The sequence below is a fragment of the Trichococcus pasteurii genome (genome assembly GCF_900112935.1).
Lineage (GTDB): Bacteria > Bacillota > Bacilli > Lactobacillales > Aerococcaceae > Trichococcus > Trichococcus pasteurii.
In genome coordinates this window covers 71317-93154 of record NZ_FONM01000004.1, presented here as the reverse complement: position 1 = coordinate 93154, position 21838 = coordinate 71317, and the positions used below count along the sequence as shown (strand labels likewise).

Sequence of the window (21838 nt, the reverse complement as noted above, 5' to 3'; positions counted from 1 at the left end):
AATGAAACCTGGACAATACGAAGCATACATCAAATGGCGCGACAGCATGGTCGATTTTTCCGAGGATCTCGGCGAGGATGAGGCAGCGCACACGCTCATCTGGGACGCTGCCGATCCGGAAGCCCGCGATGACTTCAATCTGCTGTTGGCTTCGATGACGCTCGACCAAGTCAGCTACCACGAAATGAAACAGATGGAGAAGCAATACGACAGCGAATTCATCTGATGAAACCATTAAGGCGCAGCCAATAGAAAAGGCAAGCATTCGGTTTTTTACCGAACGCTTGCCTTTTTGCCTTCCACTTTCTTATCGTTTGATCGCTCCGGAATCGGACTTCATGAAGTCTTCCACTTCTTCGGCGGAAAACTGGTTGCAGTCGCCATGGATTGTGTGTTTCATGCTGGATGCGGCGATCGCGAAATCGACCGTATGCTCTGCGGTATACCCGGAAAGGATGCCATGCAGGATCCCTGCGGCATACGCATCGCCGCCGCCGACCCGGTCAACGATCGGAGTGATCGTGTGCACGTTCGAGAAAGTCGTTTCCCCTTTGCGCCACATCGTCCCTTGGAGCACATTGTGGCTGGCGGAATGCACCTGACGGATTGTGGAGTAGAAGACTTCGATGTTCGGATATTTTTCCGCCATCTTCTCGTAATAATAAGTCACATCTTCCTGTTCGCTCGTATTTTCCGGAATCCCCATCAGATACAAGGCATCCAATTTGCCTGCAGAAAGATAGTCTGTCAACGGCAAGACTTGCTTCAGGAAAGCCCCGCATTCGGCCTGTGTCCAAAGTTTGGCGCGGTAGTTGATGTCGAAACTGACTTTGATTTCGCGTCTTTTCGCTTCCCGCACCAACTCGACCGACCATGCAGCCCAATCTTTCGTGAGCGCGGCAGTGACACCCGAGATATGGAACAGGTTCACGTCCTCGAACAGCTCATCGAAATCCCATTCCAAAGCTTCCATGCTGGAAAAACTTGAATGGGCACGATCATAGACAACGGAAGCCGCACGTTCGCCGACGCCGCTTTCCAAATAGTAGGTGCCTAGGCGTTCGCCGCCTTTTCTTAGCAAGGCTGTGCAAATTCCGTAACTTTTCAGATGTTTGCGGACCGCAACCCCCAACGGATTGGCCGGCACTTTGCTTGCGAAAGCCACTTCATGGCCAAAATTCGCCAGACTGATGCCGACGTTCGCTTCCCCGCCGCCGTAATGTCCTGTGAAATTAGTGGAATAGGTCATCAATGTTCCTGGATCTGTAGATAGGCGCAACATGATTTCGCCCAATGTCAAAATTTTACTCATCTTTTCGCACGCTCCTGATTTTTTGATGGATTTTCACTGAACGCGGTTACATTATTCTTACTGGTATGCTGCAACCGACCTGAAATGCATGATAGGAAACTCACTTTATTTCCAAATAGGAAATATCGTTTTCTTTTAGGAAATACTTTGGTTTCATTATACGGTTTCCTTCGGGTTATTTCAACACCTATGTGAGCGAATTTCTCTTTTATTGACGTTTATCCAAGAAGTTGTCACCTGACACTTTGAATTTCCCAGATATTTGGGGCTTCGGAACATTGGAATATGAATTACCTCGCAAAAATAACCCGCCAAAAGCATATTGACGGGGAAAAAAGTTCAAATCACAGTCAAAAAACCCGCCGAAACCACCTTGGCGGGGAAAAACGTCCACGGACAACACGAGATTCCCCGTCAAACCCATTTTGGCGGGGAGATCCGGTCAAATCCAAATGCGCGAACTCGAACCAGAATACCAAACCAGAATACCAAATCAACTAATAAACGTGTTCGGCCTGCTCAATTCGGCCAACAGATTCTGTTTCGTTTCCAGCACCTTTTCGATGGTCTTCTCGCGCTCGAAACGGTATTTCGGCGTGCTGACGCTGAATGCGCCATAGATTTTGTTGTCGACCACGAGCGCCGCCCCGATGCAGATGACATCCAGGTCGTTTTCTTCGTCATCAGTAGCAAAACCCAACATTTTGACTTTTTGCACCTCTTCCTTCAGAACGTCCCGATCGGTTATCGTGTTCGGCGTGTCCGCGACCAGTTCGACCCGATCCAGATACGCCGCCAACTCCTCATCGCTGAAGGCGGCCAGCATCGCCTTGCCCATCGCTGAACTGTAGAGATGGTTGGTGTTGCCGATGCGGGAATTGATGTTGGCGATCGCTTTTTGCGTCTCCAATTTATTAACGTAGAGGACCTCATCCTTATCGAGAATGCCCAGATGGACCGTTTCATCCAGCCCGGCCTGCAGGTTCCGCAAATACGGATCGGTGATTTTGATGATGTCCAGATTCGCGAGCCGGTTGTTCGCATAGCGGATCAGCGCACTGCCCAGAGTGAAACGCTTTGTCTGCTCGTCCTTTTCGACATACCCGATCAAAAGCAGCGTGTCCAGGATCTTCAGTGCCGTCGGGCTGGACAGACCCGTATTGGCTGCGATGGCGGCCAGACTCTGGGCTTCTCTGCTGTTGGATAAATGATCGATGATTTTAGCGGCTTTCAGCAGGACCGTTCCGTAAGGTTTTTTCTCTTCTTCCAATTTTTGACACCCCTCAACTGTTTCCTATCCAGAAACAGTTTACCCCAAAACAAGCATTTCGTACAGAAGCATTTCCAAATAAGCAACGCAAAAAAAACGCCCTGTAACAAAAGAGCGCCTTCCTGTATCAATCAGTCATTCGGTATTTCGTCCAGTTCTTCCACAAGCGTAACTTGCCAGCCTTCGCCGTCGACCCATTTGAGTTGGACGCGTGCGATCGTCTCTTTCTGCGTATCCGAGACTGTGGCGGTGACTTGCTGATCGCCGGCATTTCCGATCCACCATTCGATCATGTTATCGGCGCTGATGCCGGTTGCGGCGGCCACAGCTTGCTTGATTTCATTGCGGTCGGCGGATCCGTCGCTGTAATCCGTGACATGGTCCCCAGTTTGGGTCGTGCCGACCGGTTCCCAGTCGCCGGTGTATGCCTTTGTTACGTTCTTATCGGTCGACGGTACTTCTTCCGTTTCCGTCTCGGTGTCTTCATCCTCTTTTTCCTCTTTTTCCGAATTTTTTTCGGCTGAAGAGGACGTTTCGCTGGAAGCATCCGATTCGGTGATGATCATGTTTTGTGAATTTGTTTGATTGTTTGCTGCTATGGATGGTTCTTCGTCATTTCCGTAAAAAAAATTGTAAAGGAGCACGAGCCCCAAAAATGCGGCGGCGATGACGCCCAAAACAATTAGCAGGTTATTGCGTTTATGATTTCCGTGTAATTCTTGTCTGGTCGGTTTTTGATTGTTTTCTGACATGCGGTTGCCTCCTTCTGAATGATGCAAGTTTATCATATTTGCGATACGGCTGCGTTAAATCCAGTTTACAACTCTGTGTCACAAAAAATGATCACCCGCATGCCCACATCAGGCAGACACTATTTGGCCGGGTTGTTTTTTTCCCTCGAGGCCTTTATCCTGGCCATGAGTCCGAAGAGACTGTCCACGATGAAGATCGCCAGCGCGATGGCGCCCGATATCTGCAGCGTGAGAACCAGATGCTGCTGCGCCACTGCATATTCTTTGTTGATGAAGGAATAGACCGATTGATAAACGCCTGCTCCGGGAACCAAGGTGATGAAGGCCGGGATGAAATAGATCGTCACCGGCGTCTTCAGCAAACGCGCGAACAGATGCGCAATCCAAGCGATGAACAGACTGGCCAGAAAAGTGGCTGCGACGATGTCCAAAAACAATAGCCCGACAAGGTAGACGCCCCAGCCCAAAGCTCCAGCCAATGCGCCGTAACGCAATGTCCGTTTTGGTGCCTCCAAGGTGACGGCGATAAAAAAGACGGCGACGAATGCAACGGCCATTTCCAGGACGATAGTGAACAGAGTCATCGGATCACCTCCGCGCCGACGACGAGACCGGCACCGATGCCGATTGCAATGAATACCGCAATCACAAAGGCCTCCAATATTTTGGCCGCTCCCGACATATAATCCCCGCGGAAGGTGTCACGGATGCCGTTCGTCAACACGGTACCCGGCAACAAAGGCATGATGGCACTGATGATGATCGTATCCGGTTGTATCGGAAAGGTCAAAAGCTCGGACAAAACGGCCGTCATCACAGCAATCACAAAACTGGAGACCAGGTTTTGGATGAACGGGCGGATTTTCCATTTGACCGCGGTGTACAGAACAAACGAAACCGCTACGCTGACCGGAAGCATCGCCAAGAAGTCATAGAAGGTGCCGCCCATCAAAAAAATGAACAGCTGGATGAAGCCGATCAGCGCGAAGCTTTTTTGGAGCCCGCTGTATTGGATTTCATCGATGTTCTGCAGCGCATCGTAAGCCTCCTGGATGGTCAATTTGTCTTCGACGAAATTCCGCGAAACGGCATTGACGCGGGACACCCTGTTCAGATTCGTCGTGCGTTCCGTGATCCGTTTGACGACCGTGATCGCATGCATATTCGGATTGTCGAGCGTGGCCACTAGCCCGGTGGTCAAAGCCAGTGCATCGGTCATCTGCAGCCCGGTCTTGTTCAGGATGCGCGTCACGGTTTCCTCGACACGGTAGGTTTCCGCATTGCTTTCCAGCATGATTTTCCCGGCCAGGACCGCCGTATCCATGTATAATTCAAAATCCATTTCCGGATTAGGTGTAACCGACATCAAAATCCCCCTTCCTTTTCAAAACAGTATTGGCTCCGGTACAGCCTGCATGCCGCCCGTACTCTTTAATCGCGGCAAAATTTACATTTCCAGCAGCTGCATCAATTCTTCCTTCGTCAGGGAAGTAACCGATTGGCCGCCCGCCTGGATGACGGAATCGATCATTTCACGCTTCTGTTCCTGCAGTTCGTTGATCCGTTCCTCGATCGTGCCTGTCGCGATCATGCGGATGACCTGAACGACCTTTTTCTGGCCGAAACGGTGCACACGATCGGTAGCCTGGCTTTCGACGGCCGGGTTCCACCAGGAGTCATAGAGGATGACGGTATCCCCGCCCGTCAAATTCAAGCCGGTCCCGCCGGCCTTCAGGGAAATCAGGAACAGATCCTTCTCGCCTTCGTTGAAGCGGGTCGTCAAGGTCAGCCGGTCCTGATTCGGCGTCTGCCCGTCGAGATAGAAATAGGCCTCGCCCGTTTCATCCAGTTTTTTGCGGATGATGGCCAGCATCTGCGTGAACTGGGAGAACAGCACGACGCGTCTGCCGTTCTCTTTGGCTTCGGCCAAATACTCCATCAGCCTGTCCAATTTGCCGGAACCGCCCTTGTAATCGGCCATGACCAATGCCGGATCGCAGCAGATCTGGCGCAGGCGCGTCAGGCCTGCCAGGATCTTGATCCGGTTCTCGTTCAGCGTATCCGCGTCCAGCATCGCTTTTGTTTCCTGGCGCATCAACTGCAGCTGCGACAAATAGACGGTCTTCTGTTTTTCGGTCATTTCGATGTAGGAAATCGATTCGATCTTCGGCGGCAGGTCCTTCAGCACGTCCGCCTTCAGCCGGCGCAGGATGAACGGTTTGACTTTTTTGGCGATCTGGGCCGGTTCCATTTTCTTGAAATCCGTCCGCGTTCCGAAAAGACCGGGCTGCGCGATGCTGAAGATGGTGTACAGTTCGGACAAGGCATTTTCGATCGGCGTTCCGCTCAAAGCGATCTTGTTGTTGGCAGTGAGCGCGGAAGCGGCTTTCGTCGTCTTGGCGGTGGCGTTCTTGACGCTCTGGGCTTCATCCAGGATGACGGTCCGAAAAGCCAGCCCTTCATAGAGATCCTCATCGCGCTGCAGCAGCGGATAGGAGGTGATCCAGACCGGGATGTTTTCGGCGATCGCGGTCGTTACGCAGTCGCTTCTTTCGCTCTTTTTGCCGGTGATGAGCTGCGTCGGGATGCCGGGCGCAAACTGTTTGAATTCCTTTTGCCAATTGTAGAGCACGCTGGAGGGACAGACGACCAAATAGGGTTTGCCGTCGCCCTCACCCAGCGAACCGGCGATGAAACTGATGACCTGCAACGTTTTGCCGAGCCCCATGTCGTCCGCAAGAATCCCGCCGAAACCGTAATGATCCAGCCCCTTCAGCCATTTGTAGCCTGTTTCCTGGTAAGGGCGCAAAGTTGCAGTCAAGTCCCCGGGCAGGTCGAAGTCGATCTTTTCGGGCTTCTCCATCCGATTGATGAGCGTCATGAAATCCTCATCCTGGTGGACGATCCCCGCCTCGGGATCGACCCCGAAAGCTTTATAGAGCGGCAAGGACATCTCCGCTTTTAGGTCCTTCAAAGGCACATCCAGCTGCACGACCGCATCGGTCAGCTCCTTGATTTCCTTTTGGTGCAGATTGACGATCTTCCCGTTGGACAGACGATGATACGACTTGTTCGCCGCAATCTGCCTGACCATTTGCTTCAGGTCCTCGATGTCGATTTCGTCGGTGCTGAAGGTCACGTCCAACAGCCGCGACTGGTTGTTGACCTCGATGGCAACTTTCGGCGGCCGGACCGGTTGATAAAGCAGGTTCTCGACAGCCGCCGTCGTAAATATTTCACAGTGCGGGGCCAATTTTTCCAAGCCTTCGTAAAGGAAGGACATGATGTGATCCAGATCATCCAGATAGAGCAATTCATCAAACTTTAACGCATCATTTGCACAATCGCTGAACGTTTGGATCAAGATGCTTTCGGAAATCCGATCCCTGATGACCGTATCCGGAGCCAAATCTTTATGGGCCACGCCTTCTTTTGCGGCATCAATCTTCGTTTCCCCGTAATTGAAAAATAATTCCGTGATCAATTTATCCTGTTTCCAATCCAGATAGAGCTCAGCCTGCAACGGAAAACTTTGGTAGGTCGACTGCACAGCATCCGCCAGCGAAATGGCCGCAAACTTCTGCAACGCCGGAACAGCGATCGCCAAGAAATCACCAGCGGATTCAGGCGGGATATGCAAGCCGTTATGCCCGGACTGGGAAATGGCTGCATAAATGCCGTTCAAGCGTTCATTCATGCTGGTATTCAAAAAATAGAAATTTCCGTCAAGCAGGAAGAGATCCGCTTGGTTGAAAAAAATGTTCTCGGCTGAAGTTTCTGTTGTTTCTTCAAAAAGAAGGCCACCTTGCGGCAATTCACTCAACGAAAAACTGACCGGAAGTTTGTCAAAATCCTTCACAATCTGATCGGGCATCAACGTTTTCCCTCGGGTTTGATAAGGATTTGTTTTGATGTAGACAAGCGGACACTTCGCCAGCTTTTCCAACAATTCCTTCACCATGCTCGCCGGCACGGTGACCTCTTTGCGGTCTTCACTCGACCGATAATCGCGGCCGGATGCCGCCCCGGCATCGAGGATTTGTTTCAAAAACAGAAAAACCGCGCGATCCTCCTCGGACAATTCATGTTTGTCCGCTGAAAAAGTGAATTTTTTTCCGAACGGAAGCTGCCTACCGGCCAAAATGCCCTTGATGACATAATCGCAATCCTTCACCATATATAATTGCCCGGAGCCGACCCGCATCTTCAGGCTGAAATGTTGTCCATAGCGCAAATCGGACATGACCAGTGTATATTCCACTTGGATCGGCACTCTGTCGAAGAGGTCGTTTTCCTCCAGCAATTCGAATTGAAGCACATCCAACAAACGGTTCGTCTGCTCGACATCATAGCGATTCTTCGGCGCTCTGCTGGTCTTGCTGCCCGTTGCTGCTTTTTGGCTCAAAGATTTCCGATCAACACGGTAATCCGACGAAGCGTTGAGTATCGCCAAGAGGAACGCAACTACATGTTTGCAGGGTCCCGGATAACTTTCGAAGGCCGGGCAGGAGCAATAATAATCCTCGATTTCTGCATATTCATCCAGATAGACCTCTACTTCGTACTGTTTAGTCCCTTTTATCTCCGCACGAAAGGCATCCTCAGCACTGTTGGCTGTATACTGCCGCAGCGCCCCGCTTTCAAACAATTCCATCCCTTTCTTGAATGTCGCATTACTGTAAGTCATATCCTTGATTTCTTGCATATTGTATCCCACTGATACCATTCACGGTCCACACCCTCGCTCGCTTAGTCTTTATAATTTTACCATAGACCGGTGTCAATCAGGCTACAAAAATGGCGCCTGGATTGTCGGATGCGACAGAATGTCCGGAAAACCGCCGGCACCGGCGTGAGTCGCCGGTATCCAACGGGTTTCAATGGGCTCCAGACGGCTAAGCAATCAAATTGTCGGATATCCATCCAACATTCGACAATTCCGCCCGCCGCTGATGCAAAATTGTCGGATACCCATCTACATTCGACAATCTCGTCCTCCGCTGACACAAAATAATCGGATGCTCCCCCTGCATTCGACGATTTTGCCATCCGCAACGCCATTTGCGGTAACATCGGCCCCGCCATTCACGGCACCCGATACTTATCCGCGAAAAAAGATGTCACTTTGTGTTGACAACGCCCCCCAATGTGACATACTATATATTCATTAACACATCACATTAAGAATTGAGGTGGAAAAATGGAACTCACCGATAGGCAAAAACAGATCATCGAAATCGTCAAGAAACAGCAGCCGATTTCCGGTGAAAAGATTGCCTCCATACTGGGATTTGCGCGGGCAACGCTGCGCCCTGACTTTTCGCTGCTGACGATGAGCGGCATCCTTCAGGCCAAACCGAAAGTCGGTTATCTGATCAACGAGGAACACACCAACTCCGTGCTGGTCGAACAGATCGCCAAACAAAAAGTCGAGAAGGTGATGGCCATCTCGGTCAACCTCACCAAAGAAACGAGCATCCAGGATGCCATCATCCAGCTTTTCCTGGAGGATTGCGGTTCCCTTTACGTCACCGACAACCGGGAAATACTGGGGATCGTTTCCCGCAAGGATCTGCTCAAGAGCGCTCTGGGCGACTCCGATCTGAACGCCATCCCGGTCGGAATGGTGATGACGAAGATGCCGAATCTGTATACCGTCTTCAGCGACACACTCGTTGTCGATGCCACGAAACTGCTCGTCACCCATCGCGTCGACAGTTTACCGGTCCTTTCCCGTTCCGTGTATGAAGAGACCGGCAAAAAAGAGGTCATCGGAAAATTTTCGAAATCGACCGCCAGCAGATTGTTGCTCGATATATTCAACAAAGACCTTTAGGAGGATAGTGTGCAAATGGACCTTTACGCGATTTACTTAGTATCCGATTCCGTCGGCGAGACAGCCGACGTGGTGATCCGTTCCGCCCTCTACCAATTCGAGACGGAAAATTACCAACTGAAGAAATATTCCTATGTGCAGACGACCGAGGAGATCGAGGAGATCTGCGCAAAAGCGGCCGACGACAGGAAGGCGATGATCTTCTACACCTTCGTGAAAAAGGAAATGGCCGATTACATGAAGGAGCGGATCGAACAAGCCAAGCTGATCGGAGTCGACATCTACAGTCCGATCCTGACCGGTTTGGGGCAACTGTTCCAGTTGCCGGCCAAGGAGAAACCGGGCATGAACCGGCAGCTCAACGAGGACTATTTCAACCGCGTCGAGGCCATCGAGTTTTCCGTCAAATACGACGACGGCCGCGATCCGCGCGGCATCGAAAAGGCGGACATCGTGCTGGTCGGCGTGTCCCGCACATCCAAAACGCCGCTGTCGATCTACCTGGCGAACAAAAACGTGAAAGTCGCGAACATCCCGCTCTTTCCGGAATCGAAGCCGCCGAAAGAAATCTTCACGATCGCGCCGGAGCGGATCATCGGCCTTGTGAATTCGCCGAAAAAACTCAATGAAGTCCGCAAAGAGCGCCTGAAAACGTTGGGACTGCCGCCATCCGCCAGCTACGCCGGCATGGAGCGCATCCTCGAGGAACTCGAATATGCAGACAAGATCATGAAACAGATCGGCTGCGAAATCGTCGATGTTTCGAACAAAGCGATCGAAGAAACCGCCGACCACATCCTGCACTATATGGATGTCATGAACATCAGCCGCAAACAACTATAACCTAGAAACACTCACAAGGAGGAAAAGTATATGACGAAGCAATGGGTTTACCGTTTTTCAGAAGGAAAGAAAGAACAAAAGATGTTGTTGGGAGGCAAAGGCGCCAACCTCGCCGAGATGACCAATCTCGGCCTGCCCATCCCTCCAGGATTCACGATCACGACGGAATCCTGCATCCATTACTTCGATGAAGGACGGACACTTTGGCCTGCGCTCCACCAGCAGATCGATTCCGCCCTCGTCGACCTGGAAAACGCGGTCGGGAAATCGTTCCATGACCCTGCCAACCCGTTGCTGGTGTCGGTCCGTTCCGGCGCCGCCTTCTCGATGCCCGGCATGATGGACACGATCCTGAACCTCGGGCTGAACGACGCTTCAGTCGCCGGCCTGGCCGAACAGACGCAGAACCCGACTTTCGCTTTCGACAGCTACCGCCGTTTCATCCAGATGTTCGCCGATGTCGTGAAGTCCGTTCCGCGCATCCATTTCGAAGCGATTCTGGATACAGTCAAAAATGAGAACGGTTACGAGTTCGACAACCAATTGACTCTGGAAGACCTGACCGATCTGGTCGCCCAGTACAAGGCTGTTTACCAACGCGAAACCGGTGAAACTTTCCCGCAGGAACCGTTGGAACAATTGCATCAAGCCGTCCAAGCCGTCTTCTCTTCGTGGAACAATGAAAGGGCTGTCCTTTACCGCGAAATCCACAACATTTCGCATAACCTCGGAACAGCCGTCACCGTCCAGAGCATGGTCTTCGGGAACCGCGGCAACGATTCGGGAACCGGCGTGGCCTTCACGCGCAATCCGGCGACCGGCGAGAAGAAACTGTTCGGTGAATTCCTGATGAATGCGCAAGGCGAAGATGTCGTGGCCGGCATCCGCACCCCATTGGACATCGACACGCTGGAGGAAGTGATGCCCGCCGTCTACAACGAATTCAAGGCCATCGCCGAAAAACTGGAGGACCACTACGCCGATATGCAGGATATCGAATTCACGATCGAAAAAGGCAAACTGTACCTGCTGCAGACCCGCAACGGGAAACGCACGGCAGCCGCAGCCGTCGCAGTGGCCGTGGATTTGGCCGACGAAGGCCTGATCACGAAAGAGGAAGCCGTGATGCGCATCGAGACCGGCCAGCTGGACCAGTTGCTCCACCCTACTTTCGACACGAAAGCTTTGGATGAAGCGGCCTTGTTGGCGACAGGGCTTGGCGCTTCACCCGGAGCGGCGTCCGGTCATATCTTCTTCTCCACGGCCGATGCCGAAGCGGCCCAAAAGGACGGTCTGCCGGTCATCCTGGTCCGCCGCGAAACATCCCCTGAGGATCTGGCGGGCATGATGAGTTCCGAAGGCATCCTGACGGCGCGCGGCGGTATGACTTCCCACGCGGCAGTCGTCGCCCGCGGTTTGGGCAAATGCTGTGTGGCCGGCTGCACGGCAGCGGTCATCGACGAGGAAAACAAAACCGTCGTCATCGATGATGTCACCCTGCATCAAGGCGACTTGCTGTCGATCGACGGCGCCTCCGGAAGAGTCTACGCCGGCACCATCGCCAAGCAGAACCCGACTTTGGGCGGCAAATTCAGCACCTTCATGGACTGGGTCAACGAAATGAAAGTCCTGCAAGTCAAAGCCAATGCGGACTCCCCGACCGACGTCAAACAGGCATTGTCCCTGGGCGCGGAAGGCGTCGGCCTGTGCCGGACCGAGCACATGTTCTTCCATAAAGATCGGATCCCGGTTGTCCGCCAGATGATCCTTTCCCGCACGTTGGACGAACGCAAAAAATACTTGGCTGAACTGTTGGGAATGCAGCGCCAGGATTTCCAGGAAATGTTCGCCCTGCTGCAGGATCGCCCGATGACCGTCCGCCTGCTGGACCCGCCGTTGCATGAATTCCTGCCGACAGCGGATGCGGACAAAGTTGCCCTGGCGGAAGCGATGGGAAGCAGTTTGGCTGGGCTTGAGGCGCACATCGATTCCTTGCATGAAGTCAACCCGATGCTTGGCCACCGCGGCTGCCGCTTGGCCGTCACTTACCCGGAAATCTACCGGATGCAGGCGCGCGCCATCATCGAAGGCGCCATCATTGCGGCCGAAGAAACCGGCAGCACAATCACCCCGGAAATCATGATCCCGTTGGTCTGCGACGCCGACGAGCTGCGCTACGTCAAAGCGGAAATCGTTGCGGAGATCGAAGAAGTCTTCGCTGAAAAAGCAGTGACCATCCCTTACCTGATCGGAACGATGATCGAAATCCCGCGCGCTGCCGTCACTTCCGACGAAATCGCGCTGGAAGCCGACTTCTTCAGCTTCGGCACGAACGACATGACGCAGATGGGCTTCGGCTTCTCTCGCGACGATGCAGGTAAGTTCCTGCAGGAGTACGAAGACAAAGGCTTGCTGAAGCCGAATCCGTTCCACTCATTGGACGTCAAAGGCATCGGCAAACTGGTCAAATTGTCCGCCAAATTGGGCCGCGAAACCAACCCCGGCTTGGTGCTGGGCGTCTGCGGCGAACACGGCGGCGATCCGGAATCCATCGCCTTCTTCTCGAGTGTTGGCTTGGATTACGTTTCCTGCTCTCCATACCGCGTACCGATCGCCCGCTTGGCTTCCGCACAGGTCGCGATCAAAGAAAACAGAGCAAAAATGCCTGTTCAGAAGGCTTCCGCCTTGCTGACCGGCAGCAACTGATGAAATAATCTGAACCACCCGGCCAGCAACTGTGTGTTGCTGGTTGGGCGGTTTTTGTTTGTTTGAGGGTGGGTGGGGGCTGAAATTGTCGAATAGTTGGCTTGCATTCGGCAATTTTGCGCTGTCGGGGTGGTCAAATAGTCGAATGTCCTGCTGCATTCGACTATTTGACCAAAAATCTGCATCAGTTTGTCGGATAAACCAGCTATATCCGACAAACGCAAAGGCCAACATCCATATCCAGATCTCCGATTGATGCCCTTCGAACATTTTTGCTCTTTCTGATAATTGGGCGAAAAACTCGGTTCTTCAGAACCGGGATGTAAGCCCATTGGCTCTTTGAGCCAAAATTTACATACACATTTGGCAGCAGTATAATCTAGGTGGAGGTGTTGATATGAAACTGAAAGGCATCAAAATCAAACTGAAACCTTCCATAAACCAGAAGGATCAGATTGACATCAATCTCAATCTCCGCCGCTTCGTCAAAAATCAAATGTTGGCCATGCAGCAGGCGCGGTACGGGAACGGCGGCAAGTATCTCGGGAAATTCGCAATGATATACTGCCTAAAAGGGTTGAAATTGGAATTCCCGTTTTTGAAACTAGCCGAAAGCACTTGCTTGGAGTATGCCATTGCCGATCTGGATCAAGCCTATCAACGGTTTTTCACGGGTCAAAATAATCGCCCTAATTTCGAAAGCCGCAAACGGCCACACAACAGCTACAAGTCAAAGGGCATCAACAACAATATCCAAGTGGTGGACAACCACTGGATCAAGCTGCCTAAACTAGGCTTGGTGAAAGCCTACGGCTTGGAACGCATTCAGGGCAAAATCAAGAGTGCCGTGATCCGAAAAGAACCGACGGGTGTTTATTCCGCGACGATTCAAGTCGAATACGAACCGAACGCATGGGCTAAAACCGGCAAACAAGTAGGTCTGGACTTAGGCTTAACGGATTTGGTCAGCCAATCCGACGGATACAAACTCAAAAACAAACAATTTGAACGCGCCATGGCCAAAAAGCGGCGCATCTGGGAACGCAAGCTTGCGCGTCGTCGTTTGCAGGCCAAAACAAAAATGGAAGAGGCCCGGAAAGCCGGCGTCGAACTCGAACTTTCGGATTTCAAGAATGTTCAGAAAGCAAAGCAGCAAGTAGCGCGCATCAACAAAAAAATTGCCAACCAACGCGAAAACTACCTGCAGCAGTACACAACCAAACTAGTCAAAGGCTTTGACACCATCGTCATGGAAGATTTGAAAACCAAGAATCTTCTGCAGAATCATCATCTTTCACGTTCGATCGCTGACTCTGCTTGGGCGAAAATCAAGTCCATGCTGACCTACAAATGCGATTGGTACGGCAAAGAATTGATTCTGGTCACTCCACAATACACCAGTCAAATCTGTTCCGCTTGTGGTGAAAATACGGGAAAGAAACCACTGCATATCCGTGCCTTCGTCTGCCCATATTGCGGAACCCATCACGATCGGGACATCAATGCCAGCATCAACATCTTGAACAAAGCGTTTGCCTGACGTCAAAAGGCAAAGGTACGGGACAGTCTGCTCACAAGCGCAGTAAGCCTTGGTTCATAGGAGAAACCGCTGACAGTCAGAAAAAACTGTCTGTCAAGTATGCTCTGTTCCCAGAAGCTCTGGTCATTTATGACCGAGCAGTCCCCGCTTATTGGTTATTATTCTTATATTGTCCATTTCCTATTGTCAAAAAGGCGAAAATGTGGCAGTATATAAGCATCTTCCGCCTTTGAAAAAAGGCCGGAAATGAAAAGTCAGAAGACAACTAATCAAAACAACGGAGGAATAAAAATCATGATGGAATTACCGAATTGCCCTAAGTGCGGCTCCCCTTACACTTACGAAGACGGCACGATGCTGGTCTGCCCCGAGTGCGCGCACGAATGGAGCGCGGATGCTGCTGAAGCAGCAAACGAAGACCAATTGATCGTCAAGGACGCAAACGGCAACCTGCTGCAGGATGGCGACACTGTTACGGTCATCAAGGACCTGAAAGTCAAAGGCAGCTCGAGCGCCTTGAAGGTCGGAACAAAAGTCAAAGGCATCCGTTTGGTGGAAGGCGACCACAACATCGACTGCAAAATCGACGGCTTCGGCGCTATGAAACTGAAATCAGAATTCGTCAAAAAAGCATAATACCGATAACGAACGAAAAAACTGGCGAGGCTCCCCGAAAGGGACCCTCGCCAGTTTTTTGATTTTCACATTTGATTGGGTGATACGTTACCATGCTATCCGGCCTCACGCCTTTCATCTGTACGCTGGCTGTCACCCCTGACAGCTAGGAGATATGCGTCGGATCACCGTTCCTTTCCGTTGTGTCTTATTTTTAGAAAGATTAATGGTCATCACCCCCGTTTAATGCTCGGTATTATGATGATAAGCCCCGCTGATTCCGTTCAGGACCAACAAAAAAACACATGCGAAAGCACGTGCTCTGTCGGGCAAAAGAATGAATGGGAAGATTGTTGCACAACAGATCCGCACTGACCTTGAGAAGCGCGCATTTGCAAATTCAACAAGTCCATCCGACTCACCCCTTCGTTTTCGATTGAAAAGTATCTTGCCCTTGCCTATCATCTTACCCTTATTATACAGGGATAATCCCCGTGGCTCAATTAATTTACCCATTCCTTACACAAATAAAACATTCCCCTTTTGTCTGGTGAATCGTCGATTTTGTAAGGGCTATCCTTTGACATTTTCCGGCGGCTTGCATACAGTTAAAGCAAAGCCACTCGCGTAAATAACAGCACTATTTGTTGCACAGAAACAAGGGGGTACCGATAATGACCACGATCATGATCACCGGCGCAAGCGGTAATATAGGAAGAGTTTTGGTTGACCACCTGAAGAAGAGCTACGAACTGACTTTGGTTGATGTCCATTTCCATGACGTCAATCCGGCCCTTTTGGAGGGCACCATCGTCAAGGAATTGGACCTGACTGTCATCGGCAACTGGGACGGCCTGCTCGAAGGGATCGATTACGTCATCCATCTTGCCGGAAACCCTTCACCCGACGCCGTTTTTGACGATGCGCTAATTGGATTGAACTACAAGATGCCCTACTATCTGTTCAAGGAATCATCCAAGTACGAGAACTTCGTCAAGCGCATCATCTTCGCCAGCTCCATCCATGCCGTCAGCGCCTACCCGAAAAACGTGCAGGTTCCGGTCGATGCACCTGTCCGCCCGGGCGACCTTTACGGCGTCTCGAAAGTCTATCTGGAAGGTTTGGCCAGCCATTTCGCCTATACAGAAGGCCAGGAAGCGATCGGCATCCGCATCGGCAATTTCAATGAAAACATCGATGATCCGATCGTCGACGAAGCGGGGTTGGCCGAATATTTGTCGCCACGGGATCTTTGCCACTTGGTCGACTGCGCCCTGAACGCTAAGCTTGTCGAGCCGTTCCTGCTGGTGAACGGGCTGTCGGACAATCGCTTTCCGCGTCTGGACATTTCACAGGCACGCACCACTATCGGGTATCGGCCGAGCGATGATGCCTTTGTGCTGAAGGGTTTCTTTAAAGATGACAATGGCGATCCGGTCGAACTGTCCGGCGAAGAGCACTGATCCGCAGATTTGGGAAGGATTCCCCATTTTTGTGCGATTTCGCCCACATCCGCCACCAAAGGCTATTGAAGCGGCGGAATCGAACTGATATGATGTTTATTGGAGACAATACATGTGTCAGATAGACGGAAGGAAGTACAATAAATGGCGAAAAAAAACAAAGGCAACCAGATTCAACGCAAGAATGTGACCCCAAAAGTACCGGAACTGCATAAAAATAATACTGGCGCGGCGACCAAGAAAAATCTGCCGGTCGACGAAGATCCGAAACTGCAAAATTCCTTTAATTACACGATGTACGGTATGCTGATAGGCGCTTCAATCGGCTACTTCGCGGGCAACCTGACGATCGGCTTCGGTATCGGAATGCTGGCTGGCGGCGTAGTCGATTCCTACCTGAATTCCAAAAAGAAAAAGAAACGCGAAGCCATTCTGAAAGCACAGGCCGAAAAAGAACAGAAATAGGTCCTTTTGCACAAACGCGGGGCTCGGCAGCAGTTTTTCCGGAAGTGCTTTTGTGCAGCGTGCACCTTGCATAACCAAGCCAACTGTAGTAAAGTTAGCTGTAACTAAATAGACCGTTTCACAAAGGGGGGCCGTCCGCGGCTGAGATTGAACATAGATTCTGACCCTTCGAACCTGTTCGTTAGCACGAGCGTAGGGATTGTGATTGAGAAATGAAATTCATTCTCCTCCTTTGTTGATGGTGTGTTATGCCCAAAAAGGAGGAGTTTTTTTATGTCAAAAAATCTGAACATCTGGATCGAAGGAACCATCATCGCCGCCTTGGCGACCGTGTTGTCCTTGGTTCCTTTCAATATCGGCCCGAGTTTTTCCGTTACGGTGGGAGCGCCGGTGATGATGCTTTACTGCCTGCGCCGCGGCCTGATTCCCGGCTTCTTCGCCAGTTTCCTGTGGGGTGTGCTGCACATCCTGATCGGGACGGCCTACATCCTGACTCCGCTGCAAGGATTCATCGAGTACTTCATCGCTTTCGGTTTCACCGGTTTGGCCGGCCTGTACACGCAGAAAGTCCAACAAGCGATCGCGGACCAAAACAAAAAGGCATTGGTGTGGCAAGTCATTTTGGGCACCATCGTCGGTACAGTCGGCCGCTACTTCTGGCACACGATCGCCGGCTACTATTTCTGGGGATCCTATGCCCCTGAAGGCTGGAGCGCATGGCTCTACTCCATCGTCATGAACGGCGTCAGCGCCTTGGCGACCGGCGCATTCACCATTATGGTACTGGTGGTCATCGCGAAAACGAATCCGCAATTGTTCGTACCGAAAAAATCGGTGCGCGGGTACTGATTTTGTGCCGATCCAACCGTTGTTCATGAGTTATGTCGGTTGTTTGCGTCGGCGTTAAGCCGGAACAGCCGACACTTCGGGGATCTGTCGGTTATTTGCATCAGCGTTCGGACAGAACAGCCGACATTGCGGCTTTATGTCGGTTGTTTGTGTCCGCGTTAATCCGGAACGGCCGACAGAAAAAGGCTTCATCGCCTAATGTGGACCGGTCACCCGGTCCTGAAACACCCCATCTGCAATTACAGAAAAACTGAGGCGTGCTCCAAATCGGAGCACGCCTCAGTTTTTTGATTCTATTCGACTAATCCGGACTGTCGCTCCAGTGTGAAGCCCTTGCCTGCGACCTCATGGACCTGCCCGATGATTACGAAAGCAAATGGATCGATGTCGTTGACCAAGGCATTGATGGCGGACAGTTTACGCTGCTCCACTACGCAAAGCACCGCTTGCTGCTGCACCCCTTCAAAAGCCGTTTCGATGTTCACCAATGTCAGCCCGACATCCTGCACATACAGCAGCGCCTGTTTGATTTCCTCAAACTTTTTAGAAATGATGAAAAGCTGCATCTTGTTTCTCCCGGTCACCATGACTTTGTTTATGACGATGGACGTCAGGAACACCATGATGAGCCCGTAAAGGATCTGTTCCATGCTCGAAAAGACCGCCTGGACCAGCAGGAAGATGACGTCGAACGCATACATCCCCACCGCTACCGGAATGCGAAAATGTTTGTTCAGGAGCAGCGGCGGAATGTCCATCCCACCCGTGGAAGCGCCGACCTTGAACACCAGCCCCACTCCCAATCCGCACAGGATCCCAGCGTAGATTGCCGAAAGTAGGATGTCATCTGTCATGTCCTGCAATGCAGGCACTGTCCGGAAAAAAGTTAAAAACGTCGGAAAAATGATCGTGCTCAGGATTGTCGTCAAAGCGAACTTTTTGCCCAGCAAGGCTGCCCCGACAAAAAACATGAACCCATTGAAAATCAGCACGACCAAAGAGATGTTCAATCCAAAAAAATGATTCAAAATAATGGCAAGACCCGTCGTCCCCCCGGCGATCAGATTCTTCGGCAATATGAACGCCGCAATCGCAAATGCGACGATGATGTTCCCGGCGACAACCGCAGCTATCGGTTTTAAAGTGTGCAGTAGCTTCAAATATATCACTCCTCTTTCTGAGATTTAAAACAATCGGATACCTTTCAGGAAAAAGATATCCACGCCATTATAACAGAATAACAGCCAATGAATAGGGCCCAAAAGTCAAAAAATAGGGCTTCCGAACCCACTAAGAGACCGGAAACCCTATTTTTTATATTCGTACAATCAATGCGGCCAAGAAGACTCGAACTTCCACGGGAGATACTCCCACCAGCCCCTCAAGCTGGCGCGTCTGCCATTCCGCCATGACCGCAAAACCAACTATTTCATTATACTTTTGAAGTGATTTACTGTCAACAACACTTACAATATTTATTGGTAAAATTATAAAAGAAATTATAAACCTGAATAATTCATACCGATAAAAAAATGATCTGTTGCTCTAGATTTTACCGGAATTTATATTTTTTATTCCGTCTCAGAACCCAACAGATTAAAAAATCCGAACTGTTTAGGTAAACAGCTGCGGTTCAGCCAAATTTGGGCGCACTCGTCCCTTGAAGCACAATATAATTTTTAAAATTGGGATTTATTTACCAGCAGAGCTGCTGGATATTTCCAAGGACTTGATAAAATAAGCCCTGATGTACATGATAAGAACTGAGTTTCAGCAGCAGCCTACGTCCTGTTCGAACGAGTTTACCTGCGACCTTGAATAGTTTTAATCGGATTGTGTCCACCTGCATGCTGGCCGATCCCTGTGTGAAACAAAGCGTACGCATAAAGTTAACGATGTTGTAAGCCAACAGGCTTACCATCATGCGAGCGTGATTTTCTAAAAAGGAAGGGCTATCGGTCTTATCGAAATAAAAGCCATTCTTCGCTTCTTTAATGAAGTTTTCCATGGTGCCGCGTTTACAGTAAGTCCGAAAGACTGTTTCCGCAGAGACATTATTGGAGTAATTGGTGACGATGTATTCATGTCGGAATAGAAGTTCATCAGCTTCCCGTGTTGATTTAATGCAGACTCGGCGTTCTTTGGACCAACTTTTTGCTTGATAGGATGTTGAAGAATAAACAACTTCTTTTTTATCCCAAGGGTGGTTATCGTCAATCTGAATAAAGCTTTCCGCAATTTTTGAAAGGTTACGGTTAGCCTTTAAGCGGATCACAAAGAAGCTGTCATAAGCTTCACAGAGATCGTAAAGTTCCGGTGTAGCGAACCCGCTATCTCCACGGACGAGAATATTGCTGACAGGAACCACTTGGTTATAATGCTCAAAAAGAGGCTCCATAAATGTCCCCACGCCATTAGACGTGTAGACATTGCCAGAACGAAGTTCTGCTTTTAAGAAATCTCCCGTCAAACCATCAAATGCGACTAACGGATGGTATCCATTGGTTCGATAATGAGCATTGTAATCAGTGTTTTCTTGATCTCCGTAAGTATCAGAATGGGTTGAATCCAAGTCAAAGATCATTTCTGTCGTATTTCTTGCCGACCGTACTTTATCAATCATGGCTTGGTTAAGATCTTGCAACTGAGAAATATTTTCTTCGCTTATGCGATCCCAGAATCAGGAAATCGAAGACTGCGAGGCAAGCCTGGACTTATCCAAAATCACCTTGAAAATAGGGGCTTGCTTCAATAGATTTGCGGAGGAATCGGTCGAATAGCCAGCGATATTTTGATAAATCAACTGCTCCATCAAAGAAAAATTGTCATGGATATGATAGAGACGTTTGTCCTCTATTCCCAAGTATTGCTTAGAAAGATCGGAGAAATTAAGAGACTCCATAAATTCTTTGACGAGAACCAATCCAGAATCGGTGGACAAATTTCCACCTGTGTTTGAAATCGTCAGTTTAGAGTTGAATTGTACCTTTTTTTCGTGTAATGTAGCCATTGAGAGAGCCCCTTTCTATGGTTTTAGTGTGGTAACTTAACCATATCAGATTGGGGTTCTTTTTGTACACCCAAAGGGTGCTTATCGAACAAGTGAAAAATGCTATTGCAGCAAGGTTAGTCGTAGTTTCCTGAAATTTTATGAATTATTCAGGTTTTATACCTTTTCTTAAATTATTCAACAAGACTTACTTTATAATCTATTGCCCAATAGTCGTGTTCTTCTTTTGTTTCAGTGGGCCAGGTCGTATCATACAAAAAATTTGCTGTAATATAACCCTGATTGTCAACAGATTTTAAAAATATTACCGCAAATCCGATAACTTTAAATGTAGAATCAATTTTCGGAATCACTACAACACGTGGGCTATTCTTAGTTGCAGTCAAATAATTATCGCCACCCACTAATAGTTCTTCAATAATATTTTTCACATTTTTATTACCAGATGCATCATTTACATAATCATTAATATTGATTGTGCCATCATATCCACTTGATATATTCCCTTTATATGTATTCGCATCTGTACCCTGATCTTCAAATGAAATTATTCCATAGTAACCCTTAGATCCGCCTCCCCCACCCTCTTTCAATTCAAATTCCAGTCCGTACGTGTACGTATAGGCAATCCATTTACCAGTCCAGACTTCTTTATTTTTTTCAGTTTTCATCTCTTTATATTTATCTGTTAGAGCCCATGGTCTCAGTCCTGAAACCCCATCCTCCTTACTAGCCGTAGCACTTGCTGAAACAGTCGTACTAGTTCCAACTAATTTCAGAACCCTAGCAAATATATACGGAATATCGCTTTCTACTGCCACTCTGATTTTTGTACTATCTCCACCATAGGGTACATCCACATCATCAGAAGAAATCGTAAAATTATTCAAATCTGCATAATCAATTGCAGTTATTTCTGCTGATTCTGTATCGGGTAACATTTGAGCTCCAGCCAGTGCAGCTGCATCTGCAGCATTCTGCAATTTTGCTTTTTCAGCATACAACATCCCCACATCAACGATAAGAGCGGAAAAACTTAACAGAACACTCAACAGCAAAACTACCATAACCAGAGATTGACCAGACTCTTCTTTGCGCAATCTATTAAATATTTTCTGCATCGTTACTCTCACCTCATCGTTAATTTGAATTTCATCTCAGTCTTATTAGTTGCAAC

17 protein-coding genes, 1 tRNA gene, 1 pseudogene and 1 riboswitch are annotated in these 21838 nt (G+C 49.7%); of the genes and pseudogenes, 9 read left to right on the top strand and 10 right to left on the bottom strand.

What is annotated here, in order from left to right; genetic code table 11:
- The first annotated feature begins 1 nt into the window (after window position 1).
- Complete coding sequence (locus tag BM184_RS05580; protein WP_086942523.1) at window positions 2-226, top strand: hypothetical protein; 225 nt, start codon at window positions 2-4, stop codon at window positions 224-226.
- 81 nt (window positions 227-307) lie between these two features.
- On the opposite strand, the gene BM184_RS05575 is transcribed toward BM184_RS05580, so the two are convergent.
- The 6 genes from BM184_RS05575 to BM184_RS05550 form a co-directional block, all read right to left on the bottom strand.
- A complete protein-coding gene (locus BM184_RS05575) occupies window positions 308-1312 on the bottom strand; it encodes a sugar kinase (protein ID WP_086942522.1) in 1005 nt (334 codons plus the stop codon).
- Window positions 1313-1805: 493 nt separating this feature from the next.
- Window positions 1806-2582: an IclR family transcriptional regulator gene (locus tag BM184_RS05570; RefSeq protein ID WP_086942521.1), complete on the bottom strand. Its 777-nt coding sequence runs from the start codon at window positions 2580-2582 to the stop codon at window positions 1806-1808.
- 131 nt (window positions 2583-2713) lie between these two features.
- A complete protein-coding gene (locus BM184_RS05565; protein ID WP_177208556.1) occupies window positions 2714-3334 on the bottom strand; it encodes a YrrS family protein in 621 nt (206 codons plus the stop codon).
- Between the two features lie 119 nt (window positions 3335-3453).
- On the bottom strand, window positions 3454-3918 hold the full coding sequence (locus BM184_RS05560) for a threonine/serine exporter family protein (protein ID WP_086942519.1): 465 nt from the start codon (window positions 3916-3918) through the stop codon (window positions 3454-3456).
- Window positions 3915-4700, bottom strand: coding sequence for a threonine/serine exporter family protein (locus BM184_RS05555; RefSeq protein WP_086942518.1), 786 nt, complete (start codon window positions 4698-4700; stop codon window positions 3915-3917). The genes BM184_RS05560 and BM184_RS05555 overlap by 4 nt, the downstream gene beginning before the upstream one ends.
- Window positions 4701-4781: 81 nt before the next feature.
- Window positions 4782-8060, bottom strand: coding sequence for a DEAD/DEAH box helicase (locus BM184_RS05550; protein ID WP_086942517.1), 3279 nt, complete (start codon window positions 8058-8060; stop codon window positions 4782-4784).
- Window positions 8061-8534: 474 nt separating this feature from the next.
- Here BM184_RS05550 and BM184_RS05545 point away from each other — a divergent pair, with 474 nt between their 5' ends.
- From BM184_RS05545 to thiT, 8 genes are all read left to right on the top strand, one after another.
- The gene (locus BM184_RS05545; protein ID WP_086627321.1) at window positions 8535-9170 is read left to right on the top strand and encodes a CBS domain-containing protein; all 636 of its coding nucleotides are present in this window, start codon (window positions 8535-8537) and stop codon (window positions 9168-9170) included.
- 15 nt (window positions 9171-9185) lie between these two features.
- On the top strand, window positions 9186-10013 hold the full coding sequence (locus BM184_RS05540) for a pyruvate, water dikinase regulatory protein (RefSeq protein ID WP_086942516.1): 828 nt from the start codon (window positions 9186-9188) through the stop codon (window positions 10011-10013).
- 30 nt (window positions 10014-10043) lie between these two features.
- Entirely contained in the window at window positions 10044-12719 is a 2676-nt protein-coding gene (ppdK, locus tag BM184_RS05535; protein WP_086942515.1) for a pyruvate, phosphate dikinase, read from the top strand.
- A gap of 397 nt (window positions 12720-13116) precedes the next feature.
- A complete protein-coding gene (locus BM184_RS05530; protein ID WP_086942514.1) occupies window positions 13117-14259 on the top strand; it encodes an RNA-guided endonuclease TnpB family protein in 1143 nt (380 codons plus the stop codon).
- 297 nt (window positions 14260-14556) lie between these two features.
- Window positions 14557-14895: a zinc ribbon domain-containing protein YjdM gene (locus tag BM184_RS05525; protein WP_198143336.1), complete on the top strand. Its 339-nt coding sequence runs from the start codon at window positions 14557-14559 to the stop codon at window positions 14893-14895.
- A 653-nt stretch (window positions 14896-15548) separates the two neighbouring features.
- A complete protein-coding gene (locus tag BM184_RS05520; protein WP_086942513.1) occupies window positions 15549-16337 on the top strand; it encodes an NAD-dependent epimerase/dehydratase family protein in 789 nt (262 codons plus the stop codon).
- A gap of 144 nt (window positions 16338-16481) precedes the next feature.
- Complete coding sequence (locus BM184_RS05515; RefSeq protein WP_086942512.1) at window positions 16482-16802, top strand: hypothetical protein; 321 nt, start codon at window positions 16482-16484, stop codon at window positions 16800-16802.
- A 114-nt stretch (window positions 16803-16916) separates the two neighbouring features.
- Window positions 16917-17018: riboswitch (TPP riboswitch) on the top strand.
- Window positions 17019-17075: 57 nt separating this feature from the next.
- Window positions 17076-17651: an energy-coupled thiamine transporter ThiT gene (gene thiT, locus BM184_RS05510; RefSeq protein ID WP_086942511.1), complete on the top strand. Its 576-nt coding sequence runs from the start codon at window positions 17076-17078 to the stop codon at window positions 17649-17651.
- 293 nt (window positions 17652-17944) lie between these two features.
- Here the strand turns inward: thiT and BM184_RS05505 are convergent, their stop codons facing one another.
- From BM184_RS05505 to BM184_RS05490, 4 genes and pseudogenes are all read right to left on the bottom strand, one after another.
- The gene (locus tag BM184_RS05505; RefSeq protein WP_143091113.1) at window positions 17945-18811 is read right to left on the bottom strand and encodes a YitT family protein; all 867 of its coding nucleotides are present in this window, start codon (window positions 18809-18811) and stop codon (window positions 17945-17947) included.
- Between the two features lie 172 nt (window positions 18812-18983).
- A tRNA-Leu gene (locus BM184_RS05500) sits at window positions 18984-19067 on the bottom strand.
- Window positions 19068-19347: 280 nt separating this feature from the next.
- Window positions 19348-20661 (bottom strand): annotated as a pseudogene (locus BM184_RS05495) (IS1380 family transposase).
- A 173-nt stretch (window positions 20662-20834) separates the two neighbouring features.
- Window positions 20835-21782, bottom strand: coding sequence for a pilus assembly protein TadG-related protein (locus tag BM184_RS05490; RefSeq protein ID WP_086942509.1), 948 nt, complete (start codon window positions 21780-21782; stop codon window positions 20835-20837).
- Window positions 21783-21838 lie beyond the last annotated feature (56 nt).